The sequence below is a fragment of the Sphingobium sp. LB126 genome (assembly GCF_002795205.1).
Taxonomy (GTDB): domain Bacteria; phylum Pseudomonadota; class Alphaproteobacteria; order Sphingomonadales; family Sphingomonadaceae; genus Sphingobium; species Sphingobium chungbukense.
On record NZ_NETV01000001.1, the window covers coordinates 606118 to 628893 of the forward strand.

General features: G+C 62.3%; 22 protein-coding genes. 13 read left to right on the forward strand and 9 right to left on the reverse strand.

Features of this window, described 5'->3' with window-relative positions; genetic code table 11:
- Positions 1 to 17 precede the first annotated feature (17 nt).
- Positions 18 to 416, forward strand: a complete 399-nt coding sequence (locus tag CAF53_RS02875) for a low affinity iron permease family protein (protein ID WP_046763181.1) — start codon at positions 18 to 20, stop codon at positions 414 to 416.
- Between the two features lie 33 nt (positions 417 to 449).
- Here the strand turns inward: CAF53_RS02875 and CAF53_RS02880 are convergent, their stop codons facing one another.
- Complete coding sequence (locus tag CAF53_RS02880) at positions 450 to 638, reverse strand: hypothetical protein (protein WP_100237266.1); 189 nt, start codon at positions 636 to 638, stop codon at positions 450 to 452.
- Positions 639 to 794: 156 nt separating this feature from the next.
- Positions 795 to 1988: a Na+/H+ antiporter NhaA gene (nhaA, locus tag CAF53_RS02885; protein WP_100238671.1), complete on the reverse strand. Its 1194-nt coding sequence runs from the start codon at positions 1986 to 1988 to the stop codon at positions 795 to 797.
- 148 nt (positions 1989 to 2136) lie between these two features.
- Here nhaA and CAF53_RS02890 point away from each other — a divergent pair, with 148 nt between their 5' ends.
- The 5 genes from CAF53_RS02890 (at position 2137) to CAF53_RS02910 (ending at position 7713) form a co-directional block, all read left to right on the forward strand.
- Positions 2137 to 3534: a glycosyl transferase family protein gene (locus CAF53_RS02890; protein ID WP_100237267.1), complete on the forward strand. Its 1398-nt coding sequence runs from the start codon at positions 2137 to 2139 to the stop codon at positions 3532 to 3534.
- The gene (locus tag CAF53_RS02895; RefSeq protein ID WP_100237268.1) at positions 3531 to 4586 is read left to right on the forward strand and encodes a hypothetical protein; all 1056 of its coding nucleotides are present in this window, start codon (positions 3531 to 3533) and stop codon (positions 4584 to 4586) included. Before CAF53_RS02890 ends, CAF53_RS02895 begins: the two co-directional genes overlap by 4 nt.
- A 49-nt stretch (positions 4587 to 4635) precedes the next feature.
- Positions 4636 to 5550: a sulfite exporter TauE/SafE family protein gene (locus tag CAF53_RS02900; protein ID WP_100237269.1), complete on the forward strand. Its 915-nt coding sequence runs from the start codon at positions 4636 to 4638 to the stop codon at positions 5548 to 5550.
- Positions 5547 to 6308, forward strand: coding sequence for a TIGR02186 family protein (locus CAF53_RS02905; protein WP_046763191.1), 762 nt, complete (start codon positions 5547 to 5549; stop codon positions 6306 to 6308). The genes CAF53_RS02900 and CAF53_RS02905 overlap by 4 nt, the downstream gene beginning before the upstream one ends.
- Positions 6309 to 6708: 400 nt before the next feature.
- Positions 6709 to 7713: a class 1 fructose-bisphosphatase gene (locus tag CAF53_RS02910; RefSeq protein WP_046763192.1), complete on the forward strand. Its 1005-nt coding sequence runs from the start codon at positions 6709 to 6711 to the stop codon at positions 7711 to 7713.
- 130 nt (positions 7714 to 7843) lie between these two features.
- On the opposite strand, the gene CAF53_RS02915 is transcribed toward CAF53_RS02910, so the two are convergent.
- The 4 genes from CAF53_RS02915 to CAF53_RS02930 form a co-directional block, all read right to left on the reverse strand.
- Positions 7844 to 8884, reverse strand: a complete 1041-nt coding sequence (locus tag CAF53_RS02915; protein WP_046763193.1) for a rod shape-determining protein — start codon at positions 8882 to 8884, stop codon at positions 7844 to 7846.
- A gap of 114 nt (positions 8885 to 8998) precedes the next feature.
- On the reverse strand, positions 8999 to 9379 hold the full coding sequence (locus CAF53_RS02920) for a TadE family protein (protein ID WP_046763194.1): 381 nt from the start codon (positions 9377 to 9379) through the stop codon (positions 8999 to 9001).
- Positions 9376 to 9834, reverse strand: coding sequence for a TadE/TadG family type IV pilus assembly protein (locus tag CAF53_RS02925; RefSeq protein ID WP_046763195.1), 459 nt, complete (start codon positions 9832 to 9834; stop codon positions 9376 to 9378). Before CAF53_RS02925 ends, CAF53_RS02920 begins: the two co-directional genes overlap by 4 nt.
- Positions 9831 to 11087 (reverse strand): pilus assembly protein TadG-related protein, encoded by a 1257-nt coding sequence (locus CAF53_RS02930; RefSeq protein ID WP_100237270.1) that lies wholly within the window; start codon positions 11085 to 11087, stop codon positions 9831 to 9833. The genes CAF53_RS02925 and CAF53_RS02930 overlap by 4 nt, the downstream gene beginning before the upstream one ends.
- A gap of 513 nt (positions 11088 to 11600) precedes the next feature.
- On the opposite strand from CAF53_RS02930, the gene CAF53_RS02935 reads away from it, so the two are divergent.
- The 6 genes from CAF53_RS02935 to CAF53_RS02960 are packed head-to-tail and all read left to right on the forward strand — an operon-like array spanning position 11601 to position 16538.
- Positions 11601 to 12485, forward strand: coding sequence for a cytochrome c oxidase subunit II (locus CAF53_RS02935; protein WP_100237271.1), 885 nt, complete (start codon positions 11601 to 11603; stop codon positions 12483 to 12485).
- Positions 12485 to 14215 (forward strand): cbb3-type cytochrome c oxidase subunit I, encoded by a 1731-nt coding sequence (locus CAF53_RS02940; RefSeq protein ID WP_100237272.1) that lies wholly within the window; start codon positions 12485 to 12487, stop codon positions 14213 to 14215. The genes CAF53_RS02935 and CAF53_RS02940 overlap by 1 nt, the downstream gene beginning before the upstream one ends.
- Positions 14212 to 14787: a cytochrome c oxidase subunit 3 gene (locus tag CAF53_RS02945; protein ID WP_100237273.1), complete on the forward strand. Its 576-nt coding sequence runs from the start codon at positions 14212 to 14214 to the stop codon at positions 14785 to 14787. Before CAF53_RS02940 ends, CAF53_RS02945 begins: the two co-directional genes overlap by 4 nt.
- 12 nt (positions 14788 to 14799) lie before the next feature.
- Complete coding sequence (locus CAF53_RS02950; protein WP_046763200.1) at positions 14800 to 15486, forward strand: heme-copper oxidase subunit III family protein; 687 nt, start codon at positions 14800 to 14802, stop codon at positions 15484 to 15486.
- Between the two features lie 8 nt (positions 15487 to 15494).
- Positions 15495 to 15833 (forward strand): cytochrome C oxidase subunit IV family protein, encoded by a 339-nt coding sequence (locus tag CAF53_RS02955; RefSeq protein WP_046763201.1) that lies wholly within the window; start codon positions 15495 to 15497, stop codon positions 15831 to 15833.
- A gap of 3 nt (positions 15834 to 15836) precedes the next feature.
- The gene (locus tag CAF53_RS02960; RefSeq protein WP_100237274.1) at positions 15837 to 16538 is read left to right on the forward strand and encodes a cytochrome c family protein; all 702 of its coding nucleotides are present in this window, start codon (positions 15837 to 15839) and stop codon (positions 16536 to 16538) included.
- On the opposite strand, the gene CAF53_RS02965 is transcribed toward CAF53_RS02960, so the two are convergent.
- Together CAF53_RS02965 and CAF53_RS02970 are read right to left on the reverse strand one after the other, a co-directional pair.
- Positions 16529 to 16771, reverse strand: a complete 243-nt coding sequence (locus CAF53_RS02965; protein WP_100237275.1) for a hypothetical protein — start codon at positions 16769 to 16771, stop codon at positions 16529 to 16531. The genes CAF53_RS02960 and CAF53_RS02965 overlap by 10 nt on opposite strands.
- A 121-nt stretch (positions 16772 to 16892) precedes the next feature.
- Positions 16893 to 18467 (reverse strand): Na+/H+ antiporter, encoded by a 1575-nt coding sequence (locus tag CAF53_RS02970; protein WP_242443471.1) that lies wholly within the window; start codon positions 18465 to 18467, stop codon positions 16893 to 16895.
- Between the two features lie 213 nt (positions 18468 to 18680).
- Here CAF53_RS02970 and CAF53_RS02975 point away from each other — a divergent pair, with 213 nt between their 5' ends.
- Positions 18681 to 21479, forward strand: coding sequence for a TonB-dependent receptor (locus tag CAF53_RS02975; RefSeq protein ID WP_100237277.1), 2799 nt, complete (start codon positions 18681 to 18683; stop codon positions 21477 to 21479).
- A gap of 179 nt (positions 21480 to 21658) precedes the next feature.
- On the opposite strand, the gene CAF53_RS02980 is transcribed toward CAF53_RS02975, so the two are convergent.
- Positions 21659 to 22681, reverse strand: a complete 1023-nt coding sequence (locus CAF53_RS02980) for a LacI family DNA-binding transcriptional regulator (protein ID WP_046763206.1) — start codon at positions 22679 to 22681, stop codon at positions 21659 to 21661.
- Positions 22682 to 22776: the final 95 nt, after the last annotated feature.

The following is a 22776-nucleotide window of genomic DNA, read 5'->3' on the forward strand; positions in this document are numbered from 1 at the left end:
CCAGGAGAAATATCGATATGGACAGGATTTTTACGGCTTTCGCGCACAGGATCGCCTGCTGGTCGGGGCAACCTCTCGCTTTTATCCTGGCGGTGCTGGTAATCCTCTGCTGGATCCTGACCGGTCCGATCTTTCATTATTCCGACACCTGGCAACTGATCATCAATACCGGCACGACCATCGTGACCTTTCTGATGGTGTTCCTCATCCAGAATGCGCAAAATCGCGATGGTTCCGCAATCCAGGCAAAGATGGACGAACTGATCCGCGCCATCTCGACCGCGCGTAATGAGTTCATCGGCATCGAACATCTGACGGAAACGGAACTGGAGAAAATCAAATCGGTTCTCGAGAAAGAGTGCGGCGACGATCACGTCCATCGCCTGTCGATCGAGAATCTCATCGCCCGGCGCTAAAGCGTGCCGCGTCCCATCTGACGCAGATCACACTCAACCCGGACAATGCGCGAGATCGACCAATCGTTCATTCTCACGGCGATAGGCGTCGATACGGCTCGTGTAACCGCGCGCCAGATCCTCATAGGCCGCCCTGCCCTTGGCGGAGTGGCTCATCTGCGCGCGGATCAACGCCACTTGTTGTCGATGCAACAAATAGTTGACATCCATTTCCCCAAACATATTCACCCTCCTACCTGATCGCTGAAAGGGACTGGCTAGGGTCTTCGCATCTCGTGCGATTCGCTCTTATGGCGGCCAGCAAAATAGCATTGCCGCTTTCCGCGCGCGATTCCGTCCGACGCATGGACAGAGCGGTCCAACGGATAATCGCGCTACTCAACAACGCGATTCCGCCCTCCGTAAAACTATATATCCAGCCACGGCGGATAGCAACGATCCCGCGATTATGCCGATCTTCGCCTGTTCCACCAAGGCGGCGGAGCCCGGGAATGCCAGCATGCCGATGAACAGGCTCATGGTGAAGCCGATGCCGCAAAGCAGCGCCATGCCGTATATCTGCGCCCAACTCGCCCCTGCGGGTCGCCGCGACAGGCCAAGCCGGTCGGCTACCCAGATACCGCCGAAAATACCGATCTGCTTGCCGAAAAACAGGCCGGCGGCGACGCCGATCGGCAGGGGGGTCAGCAATACGCCCAGCGCGGCGCCGTCGAGCATCACGCCGGCATTGATGAAACCGAACAGCGGCACGATCAGATAAGCGCTCCAGGGATGCAAGGCATGTTCCAGGCGATGCAGGGAACTGTCGGCGGCATCCGGCTTGCCGGGCGTGGACTTGATCGGCACGGACATTGCCGTCAGCACCCCCGCGACGGTCGCATGCACCCCGGAAAGCAGGGTAAAGTACCACAAGGCCCCAAAAGCCAGCATATAGGGTATCAGCCTTTGCACGGCTAGGCGATTGAGACCGAACATCACGAGCAGCACCGCCGCCGCACAGCCCAACGCCGTCCAGTCGATGTCCTGCGTATAGGCCAGCGCGATGATTGCCACCGCCCCCATATCGTCGACTATCGCGATGGCGGTCAGCATGAGCTTCAACGAAGCTGGCACCCTGCGCCCCAGCAGCGCCAACACCCCGATGGCAAAGGCGATGTCCGTTGCAGCCGGGATCGCCCAGCCGCTCGCAAGATGGGGCCGTCCCGCGACCACGAGAAGATAGACGCAGGCCGGAGCAAGCATGCCCGCCGCCGCCGCGATGAACGGCAGGCGCCGCCGTTCCCAGCTCGACAGGCCGCCGTCGACCAGTTCCCGCTTGATCTCCAGCCCGACCAGAAGGAAGAAAATCGCCATCAGGCCGTCATTGACCCAGAGGTGGACGGTCATAGGCCCCAGTTTCGGCGTGAATTCAGGGCCGATTTGCGCATGCACCAGCGCGTGATGCACATGCCCCGCCTCTCCCGGCAGGTTGGCGAGCAGCATCGCGAAAGCAGCGACCGCCATCAGCAGAACGCCGCCACCGGCCTCACTCTTCAGAAAATCACGCAGCGCCGACGGCGGACGATTCAACATGGGCGCTTTCTCCAAGACATTCTCCATCTGTAGGCAATGGCTTTCCCAGATCAAATGTCAAAATGGATACGAAAGTGGAACGAATAACCGTTTGAGAATCAATCTGTTACTGCAATAGCTCACGCTAGGGACAGAGGGGGTTAGATCCGTGGCGGAAATATTCTTCGCTTCTCTGGCGAAGGCGCATCATGAGATTCTGCTGTTCGCGGTGGTAGGGCTGGCGATCGGCGGCATCGATGATTTCATTATAGACGTGCTGTTCCTGTGCCGCCACTTGTGGCGCCGCCTGACCGTCTATTCCCGCCATCAACGGATGACGACCGTCACCCTGCCCGCTTCCGTACGGCCCGGACGCATCGCCATCTTCATTCCAGCCTGGCGGGAGGCGGACGTGATCGGACCGATGCTCCGCAATGCGCTCGCCCATTGGGGGCATCAGGACTATCGCATCTTCGTCGGCCTCTATCCCAATGATCAGGCGACGCTGGATGCCGTCGCGCCCCTGGCGGCCGGGGAAGAGCGGCTGATATTGTGCATCAACGAGCGGAATGGACCGACCACCAAGGCGGATTGCCTCAATGTGGTCTGGCGGACCATGTTGCGGGAGGAAGCGCGCACGGGCGTCGACTTCAAGGCCATCGTCATGCACGATGCGGAAGATGTCGTGCACCGCGACGAAATCCATCTGTTCGATGTCATGACGGATCGCTTTCAACTGGTCCAATTACCGGTCCTGCCCCTGCCCGGCCAGGGTGGCTGGTGGAACAAAGCCATTGCAAATCATTACTGTGATGAGTTCGCGGAGAGCCATGGCAAATATCTGACGGTGCGAGAAGCGATGGGCGCCTCCATGCCCTCGGCCGGGGTGGCTTGCGCCTTTGAACGCAAGATGCTGGAGCGTCTGGTGAACCCCGCCCATGGCGGGCCGTTCGACCCTGGATCGCTGACCGAGGATTATGAGGTCGGGCTGCGTATCGCCACCATGGGTGGACGAGGCGTGTTCGTACGAATGCGTGACAGTGACGGACAACTGGTTGCTACCAAGGAATATTTTCCTGACAGCCTGAAGGGCGCAGTCAAGCAGAAGGCGCGGTGGATGGTCGGCATCTCGCTTGCGGGATGGGATCGCTTGGGCTGGCAGGGCGGGCCCATGGAATGGTGGATGCGGATGCGAGATCGCCGCGCGGCGCTGTCTGCCTTCGTCCTGTTCACCGCCTATCTCACTCTATTGCTATCGGCGGTGCTACAGATCGGCGGCCTGTTCGGCCTCGACTCCCATCTTAGACCTTCACGCGCGGTCGAAACGCTGTTGTGGATCAATTTCGCTTTCATGACCTGGCGCATGGCGACGCGCGCCATTTTTGCCGGCATGAGCTATGGCTGGGCGTTCGGCCTGGGGGCGATACCGCGCACCATCATTGCCAATATCATCGCGATGATGGCTGCCCGGCGCGCCATGTTTCTTTACCTCCAGTCCTTGACCGGCAAACCGCTGGCATGGGACAAGACCCAGCATCGCTTTCCCGATCTGGAAGTCCCGGCATGAACGAGGCGGCGAGCGGACGGCCGGTTCGCTTCTTCGCCTTCGTCATGGCCGGTTGGGTCCTCATCCGTCTGGCAAGTCCCCAAGGCGACATATGGGTGTACCCCGAAGACGGACAGCTCCGCCGCCCGGAGCGTCCGAAAATCTGGTCGACATCAGCGCGGAACGACGCCCCCTTGCACTGGAAGACCATGGTCCGACACAGGCAGACCCCACCCGCTTCCGGCCGGCGCGAGCCTTCATATTTCGCCTCACCGGCCGGGGAGAGCAGGACTGCGGCGGTCATTCCCATTTCCATCCGGGTGGCCGACGTCGCCGCCACCTCAATGCCGAGTGAGGATCACACAGCTCCAACCGATCCGCCGGTCCATCCAGCTCCCGCCATACCCCTGGCGTTGCCGCAGACGGTGGGCAACGGCCGCTGGCATGGCAGCCTGTGGTTGCTCTGGCGCGAAGGCGGCGCCACTCGGGCCGATGCCGTTTCGGCGGGCAGGCTCGGCGGGTCACAGGCAGGGGGCCGCATCGATTTCGATCTGACTCCGCACGCCTCCTCCCGGGCGACGGCCTATGCGAGAGCGAGCGCAGCCTTGAACCGTCCCGCTTCCCCCGAAGCGGCGCTGGGACTGGCATGGCAGCCGGCACGCCGCATTCCGGTCAGCGTTGCGACGGAGCGACGGATCGCGCTTGGTCAGGGTGGACGCAATGCCAATGCGGTCATGGTTGTAGGCGGAATCGGACCGATGCCGATCGCGCCTTCATTGGAGGTTGCAGCCTATGCGCAGGGCGGCATGGTCGGCTTCCGATCGAACGATCTGTTCGTCGACGGCAAGATATCCTTGCTGTCGACGATCGGGCGTTCGCCTTTACGGCTTGGCGCCAGCCTTTCGGGTGGAGCGCAGCCGCAAGTGGAGCGACTGGATGTCGGACCGGAAATCCAGGTCCGCCTGCCCCTGAAGCCCGTCGCAGCCCGGTTGGGCATCGAATGGCGCGAACGCATCGCTGGCCGCGCTGCACCTGCCTCCGGCCTTGCCGTGACGCTTGGGGCGGATTTTTAAGCGGGACCGCCTTTATCTCTCCGCATATTACGCTTAACCCAAGACCTCCATGGACCTTTATCTGCCCATCGCCAATCTGTCGGTGAACGCGCTGGTCATCATTGCCCTTGGCGGCGTGGTGGGCCTGTTGTCAGGTATGTTCGGGGTCGGCGGGGGATTCCTGACCACGCCATTGCTGATTTTCTACGGCATTCCGCCGACCGTTGCTGCGGCTTCGGCGGCGTCACAGGTGACCGGCGCCAGCGTATCGGGCGTCGTCACGCACATGTCGCGCGGCACGGTGGATTTCCGTATGGGCGGCGTGTTGATCGTGGGCGGCGTGGTGGGGGCGGGCCTGGGCGTACTCATCTTCCGGCTGCTGCAAGCCATCGGCCAGATCGATACGGTGATCGGTATCCTCTACGTGTTGATGCTCGGCGGCATCGGATCGCTCATGGCGAAGGAATCGATCCAGGCGCTGATCGCGCTCAAGAGCGGCAGACGCATCCAGGCGCGCAAGCGGCGACACCATCCCCTGGTCGCTGCCATGCCGATGCGCTGGCGTTTCTATCGCTCGGGGCTTTATATCTCGCCGCTGGCGCCGCTGCTGCTGGGCATGGCGACGGGCATCCTCACCATGTTGCTGGGCGTGGGCGGCGGGTTCATCCTGGTTCCGGCCATGCTCTACCTGCTGGGCATGACGACCCAGTCGGTGGTCGGGACGTCGCTGTTCCAGATTTTGTTCGTCACCATGGCGACGACGATGATGCACGCCATGACCACCCATGCGGTCGATCTGGTGCTGGCCCTGCTGCTGCTGATCGGCAGCGTCACCGGCGCGCAGGTGGGGACGCGCATCTCCATGACGATCCGGCCGGAATATCTGCGCATCCTGCTGGCCGCGATCGTGCTGCTGGTCGCTGCGCGCATGGCGCTGGGCCTGGGATTCCGGCCAGATGAAATCTATACGGTCGAAGTGCGGTGAAAAGGCGTGCCCTTCTCGCTTTGCCCCCCGCCATGCTGCTGCTGACGGCGGCGGACGAGCCGATGCTGGTGCCCGACGTGTCGCAACGCGAGGTGGAGATCCAATATAGCTTCACCGGTGCCGACCTGCTGCTGTTCGGCGCAATCGTCTATCCCGACGGGCGGCGGCCGAAGACGCCCGCCGACATCATGGTGGTGCTGAAAGGCCCCGACCAGTCGATCACCATGCGCGAAAAGCAGAAGGTGGCGGGCATCTGGGTCAATGCCGACAGCGCGCGCTTCCGCTCGGCGCCGAGCTTCTATGCCATCGCGTCGTCGCGGCCCATCGGCAAGGTGGTCGATGAACGGACGGCGGCGATCTACGAGATGGGCGTGGACAAACTCCAGCTTTCTCCCTCCTCCCTCAACGACAGCGCGGAACTGGATCGCTTCCAGAAGGGGCTGATCGACCTGCGCCAGCGCGCGGGCCTCTATGTCGAGCAGCAGGGAACGGTGGAGATCACCGACGGCGTGCTCTACCGGGCGCGGCTGCCGCTGTCCGCGCGGGTGATCGTGGGCGATTATACGGCCGAGACATTCCTGGTGCAGGATGGTCGCGTGGTGGCGGCAGCGGTGCGCGACATAACCATCCGCAAGTCCGGGTTCGAACGCTTCATGGCGGTCGCGGCCGAGCAATGGCCGTTTTTCTATGGGCTGGTCGCGATGATGCTGGCGGTCGGCATGGGCTGGGCAGCGGGCGCGATCGCCAAGCGGATTTAGGAACGGGGATCTCAGGCGGGAGGGCACGGCACTGAGGATGTCCCTGCTTCGCCGGGATCAGGGACAACCTCCGGACTGTGACCGATGACGCGTTGGGGGCATGTTGGATCTTTGCGCTGCCTTCTGCGTGGCGATCGTGCCGGAAACGTCGGCCCGGCTCGGCACGCGGGGCGCCGGGGATAGCGACAGCCGCGCGTGCGCAATGGATTGGGCATATCGGTGGTGACGCTGACGCTGGAACAAGCGCGCGGGCAGTCCCGGTACGGGAACGGATCGTCCTCCATCACGCCCCCCTCATGAATTGGCGCTTTTCCGATGCGCGTCCGGCCGCTACGGCATGTCCCGGTTCCATTCACGGCGCGCCCCCGGCCCGCCAATTGCCTGAGCGAGTAAACCGCCTATGTCCATCACTCTCACCCGCTTCCTGATCGAGCAACAGCGGCAGGCCAATGCCCTGCCGTCCGAGTTGCGCCTGCTGATCGAAACCGTCGCGCGCGCATGCAAGACGATCTGCCACAGCGTGTCCAAGGGCGCGCTGGGCGAGGTGCTGGGAAGCCTGGGCAGCGAGAATGTGCAGGGCGAGGTCCAGAAAAAGCTGGACGTGATCGCCAATGAGTTGCTGCTCGACGCCAATGAATGGGGCGGGCATCTGGCGGCCATGGCTTCGGAGGAGATGGAGACGATCCATCGCATTCCCAATCGCTATCCCAAGGGCGAATATCTGCTGCTGTTCGATCCGATCGACGGGTCCAGCAATATCGACGTCGACCTGAGCGTCGGCACCATCTTCTCCGTGCTGAAGGCGCCGGAGGAATGTTCGGGCCGCGAGGTGACGGAGCAGGACTTCCTCCAGCCCGGTACGCAGCAGGTCGCGGCGGGCTACGCGATCTACGGGCCGCAGACGCTGCTGGTGCTGACCATCGGCACGGGAGTCTATGAGTTCACGCTGGACCGGGAAATCGGCTCCTGGCGGATGACTGACGGACCAATGGAAATGCCGCAGGGCAATGCCGAATTCGCGATCAACATGGCGCGACGGCGGCAATGGTCGCCGGGGATCGCCCGCTATATCGAGGAGCGCATCCAGGGGACGGAGGGGCCGCTGGGCAAGGATTACAACATGCGCTGGACCGCTTCGATGGTGGCAGACGTGCATCGCGTCCTGAAGCGAGGCGGCATTTTCCTCTATCCCGCCGATCACCGCTATGCGGACAAGGCGCGACTGCGGCTGATGTATGAGGCGAACCCCATGTCCTTCCTGGTCGAACAGGCCGGCGGCGCGGCAAGCAACGGTTATGCGCCGATCATGGAGGTGAAGCCGACCGGGCTGCATCAGCGGGTCGGCGTGGTGCTGGGCGACAAGGCCGAGGTGGAGGCCGTGATTGCCTATGGCCAGGCGGGATAGGGGTCCATAGCCCTTACCGCTACCCCGGGCTTGACCCGGGGTCCCCTGACTGGACAGGCCGCGGACGAAAGACGAACAGCGGGGCTCCCAATCCAGTCCGGAGCGACGATTGGGGGAAGGCGTTCCCCGGTCAGGAAACCGTCAACACACCATCATAGGCGCGATCTTCCAGCGCCCGGCCCGCACCCATCGCCACGCAGATCAGCGGCTTTTCCGCGACCGTCACCGGCAGGCCGGTCGTGTCGGACAGGGCTTCGTCCAGCCGCTGGAGCAGTGCGCCGCCGCCGGTCAGGGTGATCCCTTCCTCGATGATGTCGGCCGACAGTTCCGGCGCGGTCTGTTCCAGCGCGGTCATCACCGCCATCTTGATCTGGCCCACCGGCTCCGACAGGGCGTCGACGATCTCCGCCTCGCTGATCGTCATTTCCGCCGGGCGGCCGTTGACCAGGTCCCGGCCCTTCACGATCATGCGGCGGCCTTCGCCGTCGGGCGGGGTGGCGGCGCCCAGTTCGCATTTCACACGTTCCGACGTGGCTTCGCCGATCATGAGATTGTGCGTGCGACGGATGTGGGAGGCGATGGCGTCATCCAGCCGGTCGCCGCCGACGCGCGCGGAACTGCTGTAGGCGATGCCGCGCAGGGACAGTACGGCGACTTCCGTCGTACCGCCGCCGATGTCGACCACCATGGCGCCGCGCGGTTCGGTGACCGGCAGGCCGGCGCCGATCGCGGCGGCCATGGGTTCCTCGATCAACTGGACCTTGTAGGCCCCGGCATTGGAGGCGGCGTCGCGCAAGGCGCGGCGCTCCACCATGGTGGAGCCGGTGGGGACGCAGATCACCACTTCATGACGGCGGCCGAAACGGCTGTGGCCGTCGAGCGCCTTGTCCATGAAATGCTTGATCATCTGTTCGGCCACATCGATGTCCGCGATCACGCCGTCGCGCAGGGGACGGATCGCCTGGATACCGCTGGGTGTCTTGCCCATCATCAGCTTGGCTTCGTTGCCGACGACCTTCACCTTGCGGATGCCGTCGCGGGTCTCGATCGCGATGACCGAGGGTTCGTTGAGCACGATGCCGCGATCGCGCACATGGATGACCGTGTTGACGGTGCCAAGGTCGATGGCCATGTCGCAGGCGGTCGAGGAAAAGAAGCGCGGCAGTTTCATGCGGAGGGCGGGCAATCTGTGTTGGGAAAGCGGGACGGCTCCCCCTGCATAGTCGCCTTGTTCAGAAGAAGGGCGCTGCGACAGCCCGTCCGGTAAGTGAGGCCAGTTGAAGCCTCAATAGGATCGGCGGGTATAGCTGATCGACAGCGACGGCGTCTGATAGACGATGAAGTTCAGCGGCCGGGAATAGGTCATGGTGATTTCGGTATAGGGCACGCCATATTGGGTGCCGTGGGTGATGGTCGGATTGTTGGTATAGGCCGGGTCCAGGCCGAATTCACGCGAATTGACCTTGGCGATGATGTCCGTATCGGTTGGCGTGGGATAGATGGACGCGTAGCGCGCGCCTTCATCCACCGCATGTTGCAGGCCTGTGCGTGCGCAGGCGATGATGCCGAGTTGCAGCGCCCCCATCAGCAGCATGATGAAAGGCGGCAGGGCAAGGGCGAACTCGACGGCACCCGCTCCGCGCTGGTCGCGTACCAGCCGGATCATTGCAGGCGCACCGATGCGGAGCCGGTGAGCGCGATGCCCTGGGCCGACCAGTTGCTGCTGGGCGCGAGTTTGGCGAACATCGGCGTATAGGTCCCCGAAATATTGATCGCGACATAGCGCTTCATCTGCTGGGTCGCGGTGCAGTAATCGGGCGTGGTTTGCGCCGTACTGTCGCAAACCAGCGTGGGCGTGATAGTGACGTTATTCGTTGAAACACCGGCGGCTGAAGCGGCGTCCGCCTTCAAATTGCTATAATTGTTGGCGGATGTGGTGCTGTATCCGCCCGCGGTCGCCATCTGGGCCGCACGTTCGGCCCCGCGCTGGAGCCCGATCTTCGCCTTGAAGGCCATGGCCACATCCGCTGCCATGAAGGTCAGCAGCACCAGGACCGGCATGATGATCGCCAGTTCGACCGTGCTGTTGCCGGATCGGTCCGAAAGGAGGCGCTTCATCATCCCACCAGCCTCACCAGCGTCGCGACGATTTTATCGACGCCCTTATTGTCGCATTGATTGACGATATTGCTGTTGCCTATGAAGGTGACGCGCTTGCTGACCATCTTCACGCAGGTGGTGGTCATGCCCGACGTGCCGCTGAATTCCATCGCCTGGCCCGGAAAATAGAAGGCGCCTTGCAGGGCAGAACTCGCATTGCCGTTGATCTTGTTGGTTCCCGAATCCAGCGCGCGCCGGTCCTGGTAGAAGAGGACGCCGTGATAGGGGTTGGTCATGTCCGTCGGCGCCGTCAGATTCAGCGTTGCGCCACCATTGATGCTGACGGTGGAGATGGAACCGGGGTTGTTGGTCGCGTTGCTGCTGGTCAGGATGATGGTGACGCCGGTGCCGTTGACCACCGCCTGCGACCCGATGTCGAAGGTCGTGCTGTCGATGAAATAGGTGCCGGGCGCCATGTTGAGCGTGCCCTTGACGTCGAAATTCTTGAAGCAGCCTGGCGTGATGGACTTGCTGTTGTTGGGCTGAACATTGGCGTTGCCATTGCAGCCTGACAAATCCGACGCGGTGGGCGTGGGCAGCGACGCATAGGGGTCCTGCACCGGGATGCTGTAGGGCATCAGCGTGGTCGGTGAAACATAGTTGGAACTGGACGACAGCCCACCCACCGCCGCGACCGGAGTGGCCGTCACCGTGCTGCTGCCTCCTGCCGTGACGGCGTTCGACGCGCGCGAATTGGTGGCCATGCCGCAGCCCAGATTGACCGTGGCGTTACCCTGGAGCGTGATGCCGACCGCGGTCGTCTTTTCGAGCGTGACGACGCAATAGTCGCCGCTGCCCACCACGGCCGCGGTTGCTTCGCCATAGATGACCGGCGTCCTTACGCCCAATATCTTCGAAAAGGGCAGCTCGGCTGAGGTTTGCAGCACCACCCGCACCGCCTTGTTGTTGCCGGCATAGGCGCCGGCGGTGGGCGCATTTTCGATGGTGGGGGTCTGCGTCAGGGTGACCAGCGACAGGCGGCTGATGTCGGAGGTCGCACTGTCCGATGCGCTGAAGCCCTGCGCCACCGCATAGGCACCGGCCAAGGCAGCGCTGTCCGCCTGGCGCTGAATCTGCCGCTTCCACAGGGTCCATTGCACCGTGTCGGTGGCAAGCCCCGCCGAACCGACCAATATGGGCATGGAGGCAGCCGCCATCATCAGGACATTGCCCGTCCTGTCCCGCAGCAATCGCCCCATCGATCTGCCGAACATCACATCACCCTTTCCTGTGCGTCATGAACCAAGCCAGACGACAAGAGGGACTGTAATTAATGTGGGTTAATGAAATCCTATTTTCTAACAAAAATTGAGTATATTTTATAGTATATATCCAACGATATATAAGAATAATTCTACTTTTATCTTATAATTTTCAGTACATTATTACCTATTATTTTCCATAATTTGTTACATTTCGAATAATATTGCAAATCATTCGAGAAATGAATTTTACAAACCCTCATTCACATGTCGAAACAATGGAGGAACTTCGGTAGATATTCTCAAAATCCGGACCACCTATCCCCGACATGTTCCTTTGATGATAGCACAGAGCACAAGATAAGGCTTCCGCTATAGTCCGCGTGCGTCGCGGCCTGGCTCTCACCACGACCGCTTTCCCGTTCGGCATTTTTTCTGTAACTTGCTCCGGCGGTTATTGCCGGGGCGACTCGAAATGCCGGACTGAAAAAGGCTTCGAGCGCCCGCCTATATGGGAGAGGGCTTGTGCCGGTTGCGGTAGCCATCGCCATGCTTGTGGTCGGTTCGGTCGCCTTTCACCTGTTCAGTCCCTGGTGGCGCACGCCCATCGCCTCCAACTGGGGTTCGATCGATTCCGCGCTCGACGTGACGTTGTGGATTTGCGCAGCGGCCTTCGTGGGGCTGAACCTGTTCCTCGCCTGGGCGGTCGTCAAATATCGCCATCGCCCGGAATATAGGGGGCTGAGGCACAAGGCGCATTATGAGCCGGAAAACGCCTCCCTGGAGAAAAGGCTGACCTTCTGGACCGCGATCGGCATAGCGGGAATGCTGGCGCCGGGATTGGCGGCGTGGGGCAAATATGTGTCCGTGCCCCACGAAGCGACCGTGATCGAGGCGGTCGGCCAGCAATGGCAATGGTCGTTCCGCTATCCGGGGCCGGACGGTGTGCTGGGCGCAGCGGGGGTCAAGTTCGTCACGCCGGACAATGGGCTGGGGCTCGATCCGCTCGATCCCTACGGCCGTGATGACATAGTGGTCGAAAGCGGCGACTTGCATCTGCCGATCGGCAAGCCGGTCAAGATCGTGCTGCGGTCCAAGGATGTGCTGCATGATTTCTACGTGCCTGAATTCCGCGCCAAGATGGATCTGGTGCCGGGGATCGTGACCTATTTCTGGTTGACCCCGACCAAGACCGGAACCTTCGACATTCTTTGCGCCGAGCTGTGCGGCACGGGGCATCATGCCATGCGCGGCAAGGTAGTGGTCGAAGAGCCCAAGGCCTTCGCCCGGTGGCAGGCGCAGCAGACCAGCTTCGGCCAGATTCTGGCCGAGGCACCGCCGGCCGCCATGTCGATCCTGATCATCAAGGCCAATGCCTGTTCTACGCCCGCCTCCTGGAGCATTCGCTGATGGCTACCACCCTGGCCGACGACCTGCGCCCGCTGCATCATCCGCACAGTTGGGTCACCAGATATGTCTGGAGCCAGGATCACAAGGTCATCGCCATTCAATATAGCTGCACCGCCATCGGGATCGGACTGGTGGCACTGGTGCTGTCGGCGCTGATGCGGTTGCAACTGGGCTTTCCCGGCGCCTTTCCGGCGATCCAACCCGACAATTACCTGCAATTCGTGTCGATGCACGGCATGATCATGGTGGTCTATCTGCTGACGGCGCTCCTGCTGGGCGGGTTCGGCAATTATCTGATCCCGCTGATGATCGGGGCGCGGGACATGGTGTTCCCCTTCGTCAACATGCTGAGCTACTGGTTCTATCTGCTCTCGGTGATCGTGTTGGTGGCGGGCTTCTTCGTGCCGGGCGGGCCGACGGGCGCGGGCTGGACGCTCTATCCGCCGCAAGCGATCAGCGAGGGCACGCCGGGGCATCAATGGGGCATCGTCACCATGTTGGTGAGCCTCGCCATCTTCGTCGCGGCCTTCACCATGGGCGGCCTCAACTATGTGACCACGGTGTTGCAGGCGCGGACCAAGGGCATGACGCTGATGCGGATGCCGCTATCGGTGTGGGGGATCTTCACGGCATCGGTGATGGGCCTGCTGGCCTTTCCGGCGTTGTTCGTCGCGGCGATCATGATGCTGTTCGATCATCTGGCGGGCACCAGCTTCTTCATGCCGACCATGCAGTCCATGGGCGCGATCACCCCGACACAAGGGGGCAGCCCCCTGCTCTTCCAGCATCTCTTCTGGTTCTTCGGCCATCCCGAAGTCTATATCGTCGCCCTGCCCGCCTTCGGCATCGTGTCCGACCTGATCAGCGTCCATGCGCGGCGCAATATCTTCGGATACCGGATGATGGTGTGGGCCATCGTCATCATCGGCGCGCTCAGCTTCCTCGTCTGGGCGCACCATATGTATGTGTCGGGCATGAACCCCTATTTCGGGTTCTTCTTCGCCACGTCGACGCTGATCATCGCCATTCCGACCGCGATCAAGGTCTATAACTGGCTGCTGACATTATGGCGCGGCGACATTCACCTGCGCGTGCCGATGCTGTTCGCCATCGCTTTCATCTTCACCTTCATCCATGGCGGACTGTCGGGACTGTTCCTGGGCAATGTCAGCGTCGATGTGCCCTTGTCAGATACTTTCTTCGTTGTCGCCCATTTCCATATGGTCATGGGCGTGTCGCCGGTATTGGTGATCTTCGGCGCCATCTATCACTGGTATCCCAAGATTTTCGGGCGGATGTGGAACGACACGCTGGGCAAGCTCCATTTCTGGATCACTTTCCTTGGCGTCTATGCGATTTTCCTGCCGATGCATTATCTGGGCATATTGGGCGTGCCGCGCCGCTATTATGCGCTGGGCGAAACCGCCTTCATCCCGCAGTCGGTGCATCTGGCCAATGCCTGGATCAGCGTGGCGGCGCTGATCGTCTTCTGCGCGCAGGGCCTGTTCTTCTTCAACATGATCTGGAGCCTGTTCCGGGGACCAAGGGCCGATCCCAATCCCTGGGGCGCGGCGAGCCTCGAATGGCAGACGCCCGACACCCCGCCCGCCCATGGCAATTGGGGACCGCATCTGCCGGTCGTTTATCGCTGGGCCTATGATTACAGCGTGCCGGGGGCGGCGCGCGATTTCATTCCCCAGACCGAACCCCGAACGGAATTGGGCGCATGACGATCCTCGCGCGCCTGACGGAGAAAAGCTGGGAGCCTGGTCCACCGCCGGTCGAACGGGAAAGGCCGTCTGCGGGAACTGTCGGGACGCTGGCCTATTTCGGCGTCGCCATGGTGATGTTCTCGCTGCTGGTCGCGGCCTATCTGATGCGCATGGGACTGCATGGCGCCATGGGGCATGGCAGCGACTGGAAATCGATGCCCGACCCGCCGCTGCTGTGGATCAATACGCTGCTGCTGGCGGCAAGCAGCGTCGCGTGGGAGATGGCACGGCGGGAACGAATGGCCCGCGCGGCGACCGCGGGAGCCGCGCTGGGCGTCCTGTTCCTCATGGGACAATTGCTGCTATGGCGGCATTATCAGGCGACCGGCTACACCCTGTCCGCCAATCCGGCTAATGCCTTCTTCTACCTGCTGACTGCCCTGCACGGGCTGCACATAGTTGGCGGCCTGTTCGCGGCCGGCCGGGCGCTGGCGGCGGCGAACATGCGCAATATCGCTCTGTGCGCGCTCTACTGGCATTTCCTGTTGATCATCTGGCTGGTTCTGGCCGCTTTACTGCTGTCGACTTGAGGACTCATCGCCATGGCTCAAGCCCCGTCGGATCGAGAGATTATAGGTCCCACCTTGCGGGAGATCGCGGCCGACTGGTCCGCCGATCAGGAAGTGTTCCGCCACACCCACTGGGGCAAGGCGATGATGTGGATCTTCCTGCTCAGCGACACCTTCATCTTCTCCTGCTTCCTGACCGGCTATATGACGATGCGCTCCTCCGCGGTGCTACCCTGGCCCGACACTGCGAAGGTATTCGCGCTCGATATCGGCGGGCATGAGATTCCGCTCGTCCTGATCGCGATCATGACCTTTGCCCTGATCAGTTCCAGCGGCACCATGGCGATGGCAGTGAATTTCGGCTACCAGCGCGACCGGCGGAAAACGACGATGCTGATGCTGCTCACCGCCCTGTTCGGCCTCACCTTCCTCGGCATGCAGGCATTCGAATGGACCAAGCTGATCTTCGAGGAAGGCGTGCGGCCCTGGTATAATCCCATGGGGGCACCGCAATTCGGCGCCAGCTTCTTCATGATCACCGGCTTTCACGGGCTGCACGTGACCTGCGGCGTCCTATTGCTGCTGATCATCGCGTCCAAGGTGGCGCGGGGCCATTACGACCGCACGGGAGATTATAGCGCGGTCGAGATTGCCGGACTGTACTGGCATTTCGTCGACCTCGTCTGGGTGTTCATCTTCGCCTTTTTCTATCTCTGGTGAGGCGCGCCATGCAGCATGATCCTTCAATCACCCATGAAGCGCAACAGCATCCGATCAGCCTCTACCTCAAGGTCTGGGGCCTGCTGTTCCTGCTGAGCGCCATGTCCTATCTGGTCGATTACATGCATGTGCAGGGGATCATGCGCTGGACGCTGATCATCGTCTTCATGCTGCTGAAGGCCGGGCTGATCGTATCGATCTTCATGCATATGGCGTGGGAACGGCTGTCCCTGATCTATGCCATCCTGGTGCCGCCGTTGGTGTTGCTGGTGCTGGTGCGGATCATGACGATCGAGGCGAACTACGCCTTCTGGACGCGGGCGATCTTCATGGGCGGAGGGGGGTGAACCATGGGACGGATGCGCGGGACGGCGGTGGCGCTGTGCGTGGTAGGCGCAGTGGTGACGGCGCTGGGCCTCGGCTGGTTCAGCGACAAGCTCTATACGCGGGTCAGGCCAGGACAACTGGCCTACAGGCCGATGGATGAGATGCCGCCGCGGGTCGACATGGCGGCAATCCAGCGGGACTGGCCCGCCAGCTTTGCCGAGCCAGGCGAAGGCAGCCGGGTGATCGCCTATCACAGGGCCATGCGGGGCAAGGCGCCGGAGCCTTCAGTGGTCGGCGGAGGCACGACAGCGGCGCCTCCACCCGACCTCGGTACCCTGCTCGCCCGCGCGGATGCGGGTGCGGGAAAGCAGAAGGTGCAGCTTTGCATGAGCTGTCATGACTTCACTCCGGGCGGCCCCAATCGCATCGGACCCAATCTGTGGGGTGTGGTCGGGCGACCCGTGGCGAGCCATGCGGGTTTTGCCTATTCGCCCGCCATGCAGGCGCATCGGGGTAGCTGGAGCTATGACAATCTGTTCGATTTCCTGGGTTCGCCGGGGCGCGTGGTGCCGGGCACGAAAATGACCTTCGCCGGATTGCGCCGCCCAGAGGACCGGGCGGCGGTCATCAAATATCTTGCCACCCTGGGGACCGGCGCCCCGCCCTTGCCCCAACCGAAGACGGCTGCGGCGGCGAAGGACATGGAAGCGGGCGGTCAGCTATAGGGGCTGCGCCAATCCTCCTCGGCCAGATAGCGGCTGAGGAAGGTCGATCCCTGCCGTGCCGCCGTTCTGGCGATGTGGCGACGGATGTCGTTGTCGCTGGACGATCCCAGCACCGCGCGAAACGCCTCCATCGCCTTGGCCGTGGGTTCGCGTTTCAGGTCGACATAGGGTTGGAAGATATCGCCGAGCGCCTGTTCCCAGGCCTTCTCGATCTGAAGTAGCCGCTTTTCCATGGCTCGCCTCGCTATGCAACATGCTGCGTCAGGAATATGGAGCGGCGCGGCCGGCAGGACAAGGGAACGACCGAGAGGACGACACACGGGGAGCCAGTCGAGGTGACGGCGGACGGGCCTCTCACGCCTTGGCCGACAGGGCGCTCAACTCCTCCAGATCGAGATCGCGTTCCAGTTCCTGAAGCGTATGCTCGTCGATCTCGCCGGTGCGGTGAAGGCGCAGCAGTTCTGCGCGCCCGGCGGCGATGGCCTTCAGCACCAGATCGAAATGCGCGTGGAGCGTGTCGGAAAACGCCTCCTCCCGCGCCGCATAATTGGCGGAAAGTTCGGCGTGGCGCTGATAGCGTTCGAGAAGGCGCGGGTGGAGCAACATACCCTGCCCGTCATAGGCGTGGACCTCCACGACGCGGACCTGCGCCTGTGCCATGGCGGCTTCGGCCTCGCTCATGGTCATGCGCGGGCGGTCGCTTTCCGGTTCGACCAGCTTCACCATGCGGATCACCGCGCCCAATGTCGTGCCTTGCAGGAGGACGGTGCCGATGATGACGGCGAAGGCGGTGGTCAGGATGAAGTCGCGGCCGGGGAAATCCGCCGGAACGCTGAGCGCGACCGCCAGCGTCACCACGCCGCGCATCCCGGCCCAGCCGAGCACGGTCGCCGAGCGGGGGCCGAGCGGTTTGTATCCGCATATCCCCATCGCCCTCAACAGGATGATGACGGCATCCGATCCGAATACCCAGAGGAAGCGTGCGACGGTGATCGCGGCCAGGATCGCAAGGATGGGCAGCGTCATTTCGTCCAGCACGACGCCGATACCCCCGACGCGCTCGATCACGCCGCGCAGCGACGATCCGATGAGGAGGAAGACGAACGCCTCCATCAAGAAGATCATCACTGCCCAGAAGGCCGTGCCGTTCATCCGTACCATCGCGGAAAAGACGACATGCTGATACCAGCCGCAGATGAGGCCGGTCGTGACGGTCGCGATGACGCCGGAGGCATGGATGGATTCGGCCAGCATATAGGATGCCCAGGGCGCCAGCAGCGACGCGGCGATCATCAGATATTTGTCGTCCAGGCGCTTGACCGTCAGCACCCAGAGCACGCCGATCGCAACGCCGACCAGGGCGCCGCCCGCCGCCAGCATGACGAAACTCTGCAAGGCATCGACCATGCTGAACGCGCCGGTCACCCCTGCCGCTATGGCGAAGCGGAAGAGGACGAGGCCGCTGGCATCGTTGAACAGGCTTTCCCCTTCGAGCAGGATCGAGAGGCGACGCGGCAGGTGGACATGTTGTAATATCGCGCGGGCGGATACGGCATCGGGCGGCGAAACGATGGCTCCCAGCGCCGCGCAGGCCGCCCAGGGCAGGCCCGGCACCAGCCAGTGGGCCACAGCCGCGACGATGGCGGTGGTGAAGACCACAGCGCCCACGGCCAGGGCAGCGATGCCGATCATGTGCCTCCGGAGATGTCGCAGCGCAATGAACCACGCGCCGTCCATCAGCAGCGGCGGCAGGAAGATCACCAGCACCAGTTGCGGATCGAGCGAAATTACCGGCAAGCCCGGCAGGAAAGCGAAGAGCGCGCCCCCGGCGAGCAGGGCGACCGCGGGCGGCAGGCCAAGCCGGTTGGCGCCATAATGAAGCACGATGATCGCCAGCAGCATGACGATCACCAATTCGAACAATTGCATCGGATGCACGGCGCCCTCCCTGGCCTGATCACTCGATCCTAACGACTGCGGCGATCTCAACCAAGATGGCCCTTGGTTTCCCTCCGACGGGCGCATCGGATTGAATACGTATGTTGGATTCTGTGCAGGCCGCATGTCCTGCGGCTATCGAACGCTCAACCAGCAAGGCTGGCAAGAAACGCGATCCATGCGTCTTGGGGAGGGTCCAGAAAAGTGCATCAATTCCATCATTCCGTCCTGCGGGCCGCCCTTCTGGCCGGCGCTTCGCTGTCGGTCGCGGCTACCGCTTCCGCACAGGCCGTAAGGGAAAATGCTCCCTCCGTCCCGGCGACCGCCGACGCGCAGTCCGGTGACGCGATCATTGTCACCGGCATTCGCGCTTCGCTGGCATCCGCTGCGAAGATGAAGCGCGATTCGGTGCTGATCGTCGATTCGATCTCCGCCGAGGATGTCGGCAAGCTGCCGGACGTGTCGATCGCGGACTCGCTGGCCCGCCTGCCCGGCGTGACGGCGCAGCGGCTGGAGGGCCGCGACCAGCGTCTGTCGATCCGCGGCCTTGGCCCCGATTTTTCCACCACGCTGCTCAACGGGCGCGAACAGGTGACGGTGGGCGACAATCGCGGCGTCGAATATGACCAATATCCATCGGAATTCTTCCAGAACGTCAATGTCTACAAGAGCGCCGACGCGGCGCTGATCGCGGCCGGTATTTCCGGCACGGTGGACCTGCGCATGCTGCGGCCACTGGACAAGAAGGATCGGGTCGTTGCCCTTTCGCTGCGCGGGCAGATGAACGGCATGGACAAGCTCAATCCTGACGGCAAGCGTTACGGCTATCGGGCGTCGGCTACCTATATCGACCAGTTCGCGGACGACACGCTGGGCCTGTCGCTGGGCTTTTCCGCCTCGCAGACGCCTTCGCAGGATGAGCGGTTCAACGCCTGGGGCTATCCCACCGACGCCAGCGGCAACCTCATCATCGGCGGCGCCAAACCCTATGTGCAATCGAATCTGCTGAAGCGCTATGGCGCGGTCGGCACGCTGGAATGGCAACCCAATGACAATTTCCATTCGACCTTCGACGTGCTGGCCTCGCATTTCGAGGAAGAACAAAGGCTGCGCGGCATCGAATTCCCGCTCGTCTGGGGCAGCAATGTCGGCGTGAGCAACGAAACGGTCGAGAACGGCTTCGTCACCGGCGCGACCTTCAGCAATGTCTATGGTGTGCAGCGCAACGACTATAACAAGCGCAAGGCGGACACGATCTCGCTCGGCTGGAACAACGACATCCGCCTCAACGACACGCTGAAGCTGAATGTCGATGCAAGCTGGTCGCGAGCCAAGCGCACCGATTTCCTGCTGGAGACCTATTCGGGCACAGGCTATTTGCGGTCGGGCGTTTCCGATACTGTCCAGGTTCAGCGACAGTCCAACGGGCTCTTCCGCATCGTACCGGCGCTCGATTATACCGACACCGGCATCATCAGCCTGACCGATCCCAATGGTTGGGGCTATAACGGCACGACCGCCGTGGTGCAGGCGGGCTTCCTCAACCAACCCAAGTTCATCGACGACATGAAGTCGTTCCGCACAAACCTGATCGGCGATATTGCGGGCAGCATCTTCTCCAAATGGGAAGTCGGCGGCAACTATAGCCGCCGCAAGAAAACCAGCGCCTATACATCCTATTTCCTCTGCTCTCCCGGCGGCACCGACTGCACCATCTCCGGCGGGACGCCAGGATCGGTACCCGTGCCGAGCGAAGCGCTGCTGGGGTCGAACGTCTCGCTCGACTATCTGGGCGTGCCGGCGATGCTGACGCTGAACCCGCTCTACCTCTACGACAATGTGCTGGACGCGGTTTACGACAATCGCCCGGGATCGCTGGTGCGCGACAATGTGGTGAAGGAGGATGTCTTCACCGGCTATGCCAAGCTGACCATGGACGGCAACCTCGGCGGCAAACCGCTGAAGGGTGCGATCGGCGTGCAGATCATCCATTCGCGGCAGGCCTCGACCGGCACGATTTCCAACTTCGCCAATGGCGTGGTGACCGTGCTGCCGGTGTCCGGCAAGGACAGCTACACCAATGTCCTGCCGAGCGCTCAGATTTCCGTCGAACTGGAGCCGAGCTTCTTCGTCAAGCTGGGCGCGGCGCAGACCATGGTGCGTCCGCGCCTGGACCAGGAACGGATCAACCAGGAATTCAAATATAATTTGAGCTATGTCGGGATAGGATCGTCCGATCCGCAATTCAGCCCGTTCAGTTCAGAGGGCGGAAATATCTTCCTGCGCCCCTATCAGTCGACCAATATCGACCTGTCGCTGGAGAAATATTTCCGTGGCGGCGGCTATGTGTCGGTTTCCGGTTATTTCAAGAACCTGACCAACTTCGTCGATCCCAACAATAATATCGCCTATGATTTTTCGTCGGTCCTACCGACCTTGCCAGCCGATCAGCGCGACGCCATTCTCGCCGACGGCAGCTATATCGGTCTGGTGAAGTCGCCCGCCAATACCGGCAAGGGCACGATCATGGGGGTCGAGGCGACCGCCTCCCTCCCCTTCAAGCTGTTCAGCCCGGCACTCGACGGCTTCGGCATCTTCGCCAGCGGCTCCTATACGCATAGCGAGGTCGAATATGGCAGCAACCCGACGGAAAGCGTCACCCTGCCCGGCCTGTCGAAATGGGTCGCCAGCGGCACCGCCTATTTCGAAAAGGCCGGTTTCCAAGCGCGGGTAAGCTATCGTTACCGCTCCTCCTTCCTGGGCGAAGTGGCGGGGCTGTCGGCGGCACCGACCTTCCGCACGGCCAAGGCGGAGGGCATTCTCGATGCGCAGATCGGCTATGAGTTCCAGTCCGGGCCGCTTCAGGGTCTGTCGATCCTGCTCCAGGGCAAGAACCTGACCGACCAGCCCTTCGTCACCTACCAGAATGACGACCCGCGGCAGGTGATCGATTATCAGCGCTACGGCCGGGATTATTATCTGGGTTTGACTTACAAGTTTTAACGTCCCCGATCTGCCTGACTGCACGCAGGCAGTTCTCCCCCTGGACCGCCGCCCCTTTCAGGGGTGGCGGTCCTCCCTTTTCTGCTGGGGAAATATTACGTGCTCCTGCGAAGGCAGGAGCCCCGTTCTGACCTTGGGACTGGGCTCCTGCCTTCGCAGGAGCACGTTAACTACGCAAACTATGCCGTCATTCTTGTGACCAGCCTCGGCGCCAGCAACGAAGGCGTCACCGTCTGGCGGTCGATCTGGCCGATGAGCGCGTCCACCAGCACTTCGCCCGCGCGCAGATAGTCCTGCGCGATGGTGGTCAGCGGCGGGCGGGTCAGACTGGCGGCGGGGATGTCGTCGAAGCCGACCAGCGCGACGTCGTTCGGCACGCTCATGCCCGCTTCGTCCAGCGCCCGCATCGCGCCGATGGCGATCAGGTCCGACCCGGCGAAGATCGCGTCGAAGGGCAGGCCGCGCGCGATCAGGCGGCTGGCGGCTTCGTGGCCCGATTGCTCGGTCGAAAGCGCGTCGACATGCAGGCCGAGGTCGACCGGCAATCCTGCTTCCTTCATCACCTCCGCGAGGCCGGCATAGCGATCGCGGAATTCGGGATAGCGACTGGACGCATCGCCGAGGAACGCTATGTTCCGGCAGCCACGCTCGATCAGATGGCGGCCTGCATCGCGCCCGCCCTGCCGGTTGTCACAGCCGATGGTCATGCCCAGCGCATTGGGATCGACCGACCCCCATCGCACGAAATGAGTCCCCTGCCCGATCAACTGCTCCAACCGGGCGCGGTAGCTTTCATAATCGCCATAGCCGAGCAGGATGATGCCGTCGGCCTTGCGGCTATCCTCATAATCGACATGCCAGTCGGTCGAAAGCTGCTGGAAGGAGGTCAGCAGATCATAGCCCCGCTTGGCGCAGGTCTGCAGGATCGGCCCCAGCATCGAGAGGAAGAAGGGGTTGATATAGCTCTCGTCAGGCAGAAGATCCTCGAAGAACAGCAGCGCTAAAGTATTGCTCTTCCCCCGGCGCAGCGAGGAGGCATTCTTGTCCACGGTGTAGTTGAGCTGACGGGCGATCGCCTCGATCCGTTTGCGCGTGGCTTCACTGACGGTGCGGTCGCCGCGCAGGGCGCGGGATACCGTCGGTTGGGAAACACCTGCGAGCGTGGCGATGTCGAAGGACGTCGGTTTTTCGTTGACAGCCATCGCCCGATCTTACGCCCGCTCCCTCCCCTTGGGAAGATAGGGCTCTGAATACGTATGTCGGCTGCTTGGCCCCATGGGTGCGATCCGATTAAGAC

What these genes read in the sequence shown, in the direction of transcription:
- CAF53_RS02920 (WP_046763194.1), bottom strand. Translation starts at nt 9,379, where the DNA reads ATGATCCGGCTGGTACGCGACCAGCGCGGAGCGGGTGCCGTCGAGTTC.
- CAF53_RS02910 (WP_046763192.1), top strand. Translation starts at nt 6,709, where the DNA reads ATGTCCATCACTCTCACCCGCTTCCTGATCGAGCAACAGCGGCAGGCC.
- CAF53_RS02895 (WP_100237268.1), top strand. Translation starts at nt 3,531, where the DNA reads ATGAACGAGGCGGCGAGCGGACGGCCGGTTCGCTTCTTCGCCTTCGTC.
- CAF53_RS02930 (WP_100237270.1), bottom strand. Translation starts at nt 11,087, where the DNA reads ATGTTCGGCAGATCGATGGGGCGATTGCTGCGGGACAGGACGGGCAAT.
- CAF53_RS02915 (WP_046763193.1), bottom strand. Translation starts at nt 8,884, where the DNA reads ATGAAACTGCCGCGCTTCTTTTCCTCGACCGCCTGCGACATGGCCATC.
- nhaA (WP_100238671.1), bottom strand. Translation starts at nt 1,988, where the DNA reads ATGTTGAATCGTCCGCCGTCGGCGCTGCGTGATTTTCTGAAGAGTGAG.
- CAF53_RS02945 (WP_100237273.1), top strand. Translation starts at nt 14,212, where the DNA reads ATGACGATCCTCGCGCGCCTGACGGAGAAAAGCTGGGAGCCTGGTCCA.
- CAF53_RS02875 (WP_046763181.1), top strand. Translation starts at nt 18, where the DNA reads ATGGACAGGATTTTTACGGCTTTCGCGCACAGGATCGCCTGCTGGTCG.
- CAF53_RS02900 (WP_100237269.1), top strand. Translation starts at nt 4,636, where the DNA reads ATGGACCTTTATCTGCCCATCGCCAATCTGTCGGTGAACGCGCTGGTC.
- CAF53_RS02955 (WP_046763201.1), top strand. Translation starts at nt 15,495, where the DNA reads ATGCAGCATGATCCTTCAATCACCCATGAAGCGCAACAGCATCCGATC.
- CAF53_RS02925 (WP_046763195.1), bottom strand. Translation starts at nt 9,834, where the DNA reads ATGATGAAGCGCCTCCTTTCGGACCGATCCGGCAACAGCACGGTCGAA.
- CAF53_RS02950 (WP_046763200.1), top strand. Translation starts at nt 14,800, where the DNA reads ATGGCTCAAGCCCCGTCGGATCGAGAGATTATAGGTCCCACCTTGCGG.
- CAF53_RS02970 (WP_242443471.1), bottom strand. Translation starts at nt 18,467, where the DNA reads ATGCAATTGTTCGAATTGGTGATCGTCATGCTGCTGGCGATCATCGTG.
- CAF53_RS02940 (WP_100237272.1), top strand. Translation starts at nt 12,485, where the DNA reads ATGGCTACCACCCTGGCCGACGACCTGCGCCCGCTGCATCATCCGCAC.
- CAF53_RS02980 (WP_046763206.1), bottom strand. Translation starts at nt 22,681, where the DNA reads ATGGCTGTCAACGAAAAACCGACGTCCTTCGACATCGCCACGCTCGCA.
- CAF53_RS02880 (WP_100237266.1), bottom strand. Translation starts at nt 638, where the DNA reads ATGTTTGGGGAAATGGATGTCAACTATTTGTTGCATCGACAACAAGTG.
- CAF53_RS02960 (WP_100237274.1), top strand. Translation starts at nt 15,837, where the DNA reads ATGGGACGGATGCGCGGGACGGCGGTGGCGCTGTGCGTGGTAGGCGCA.
- CAF53_RS02965 (WP_100237275.1), bottom strand. Translation starts at nt 16,771, where the DNA reads ATGGAAAAGCGGCTACTTCAGATCGAGAAGGCCTGGGAACAGGCGCTC.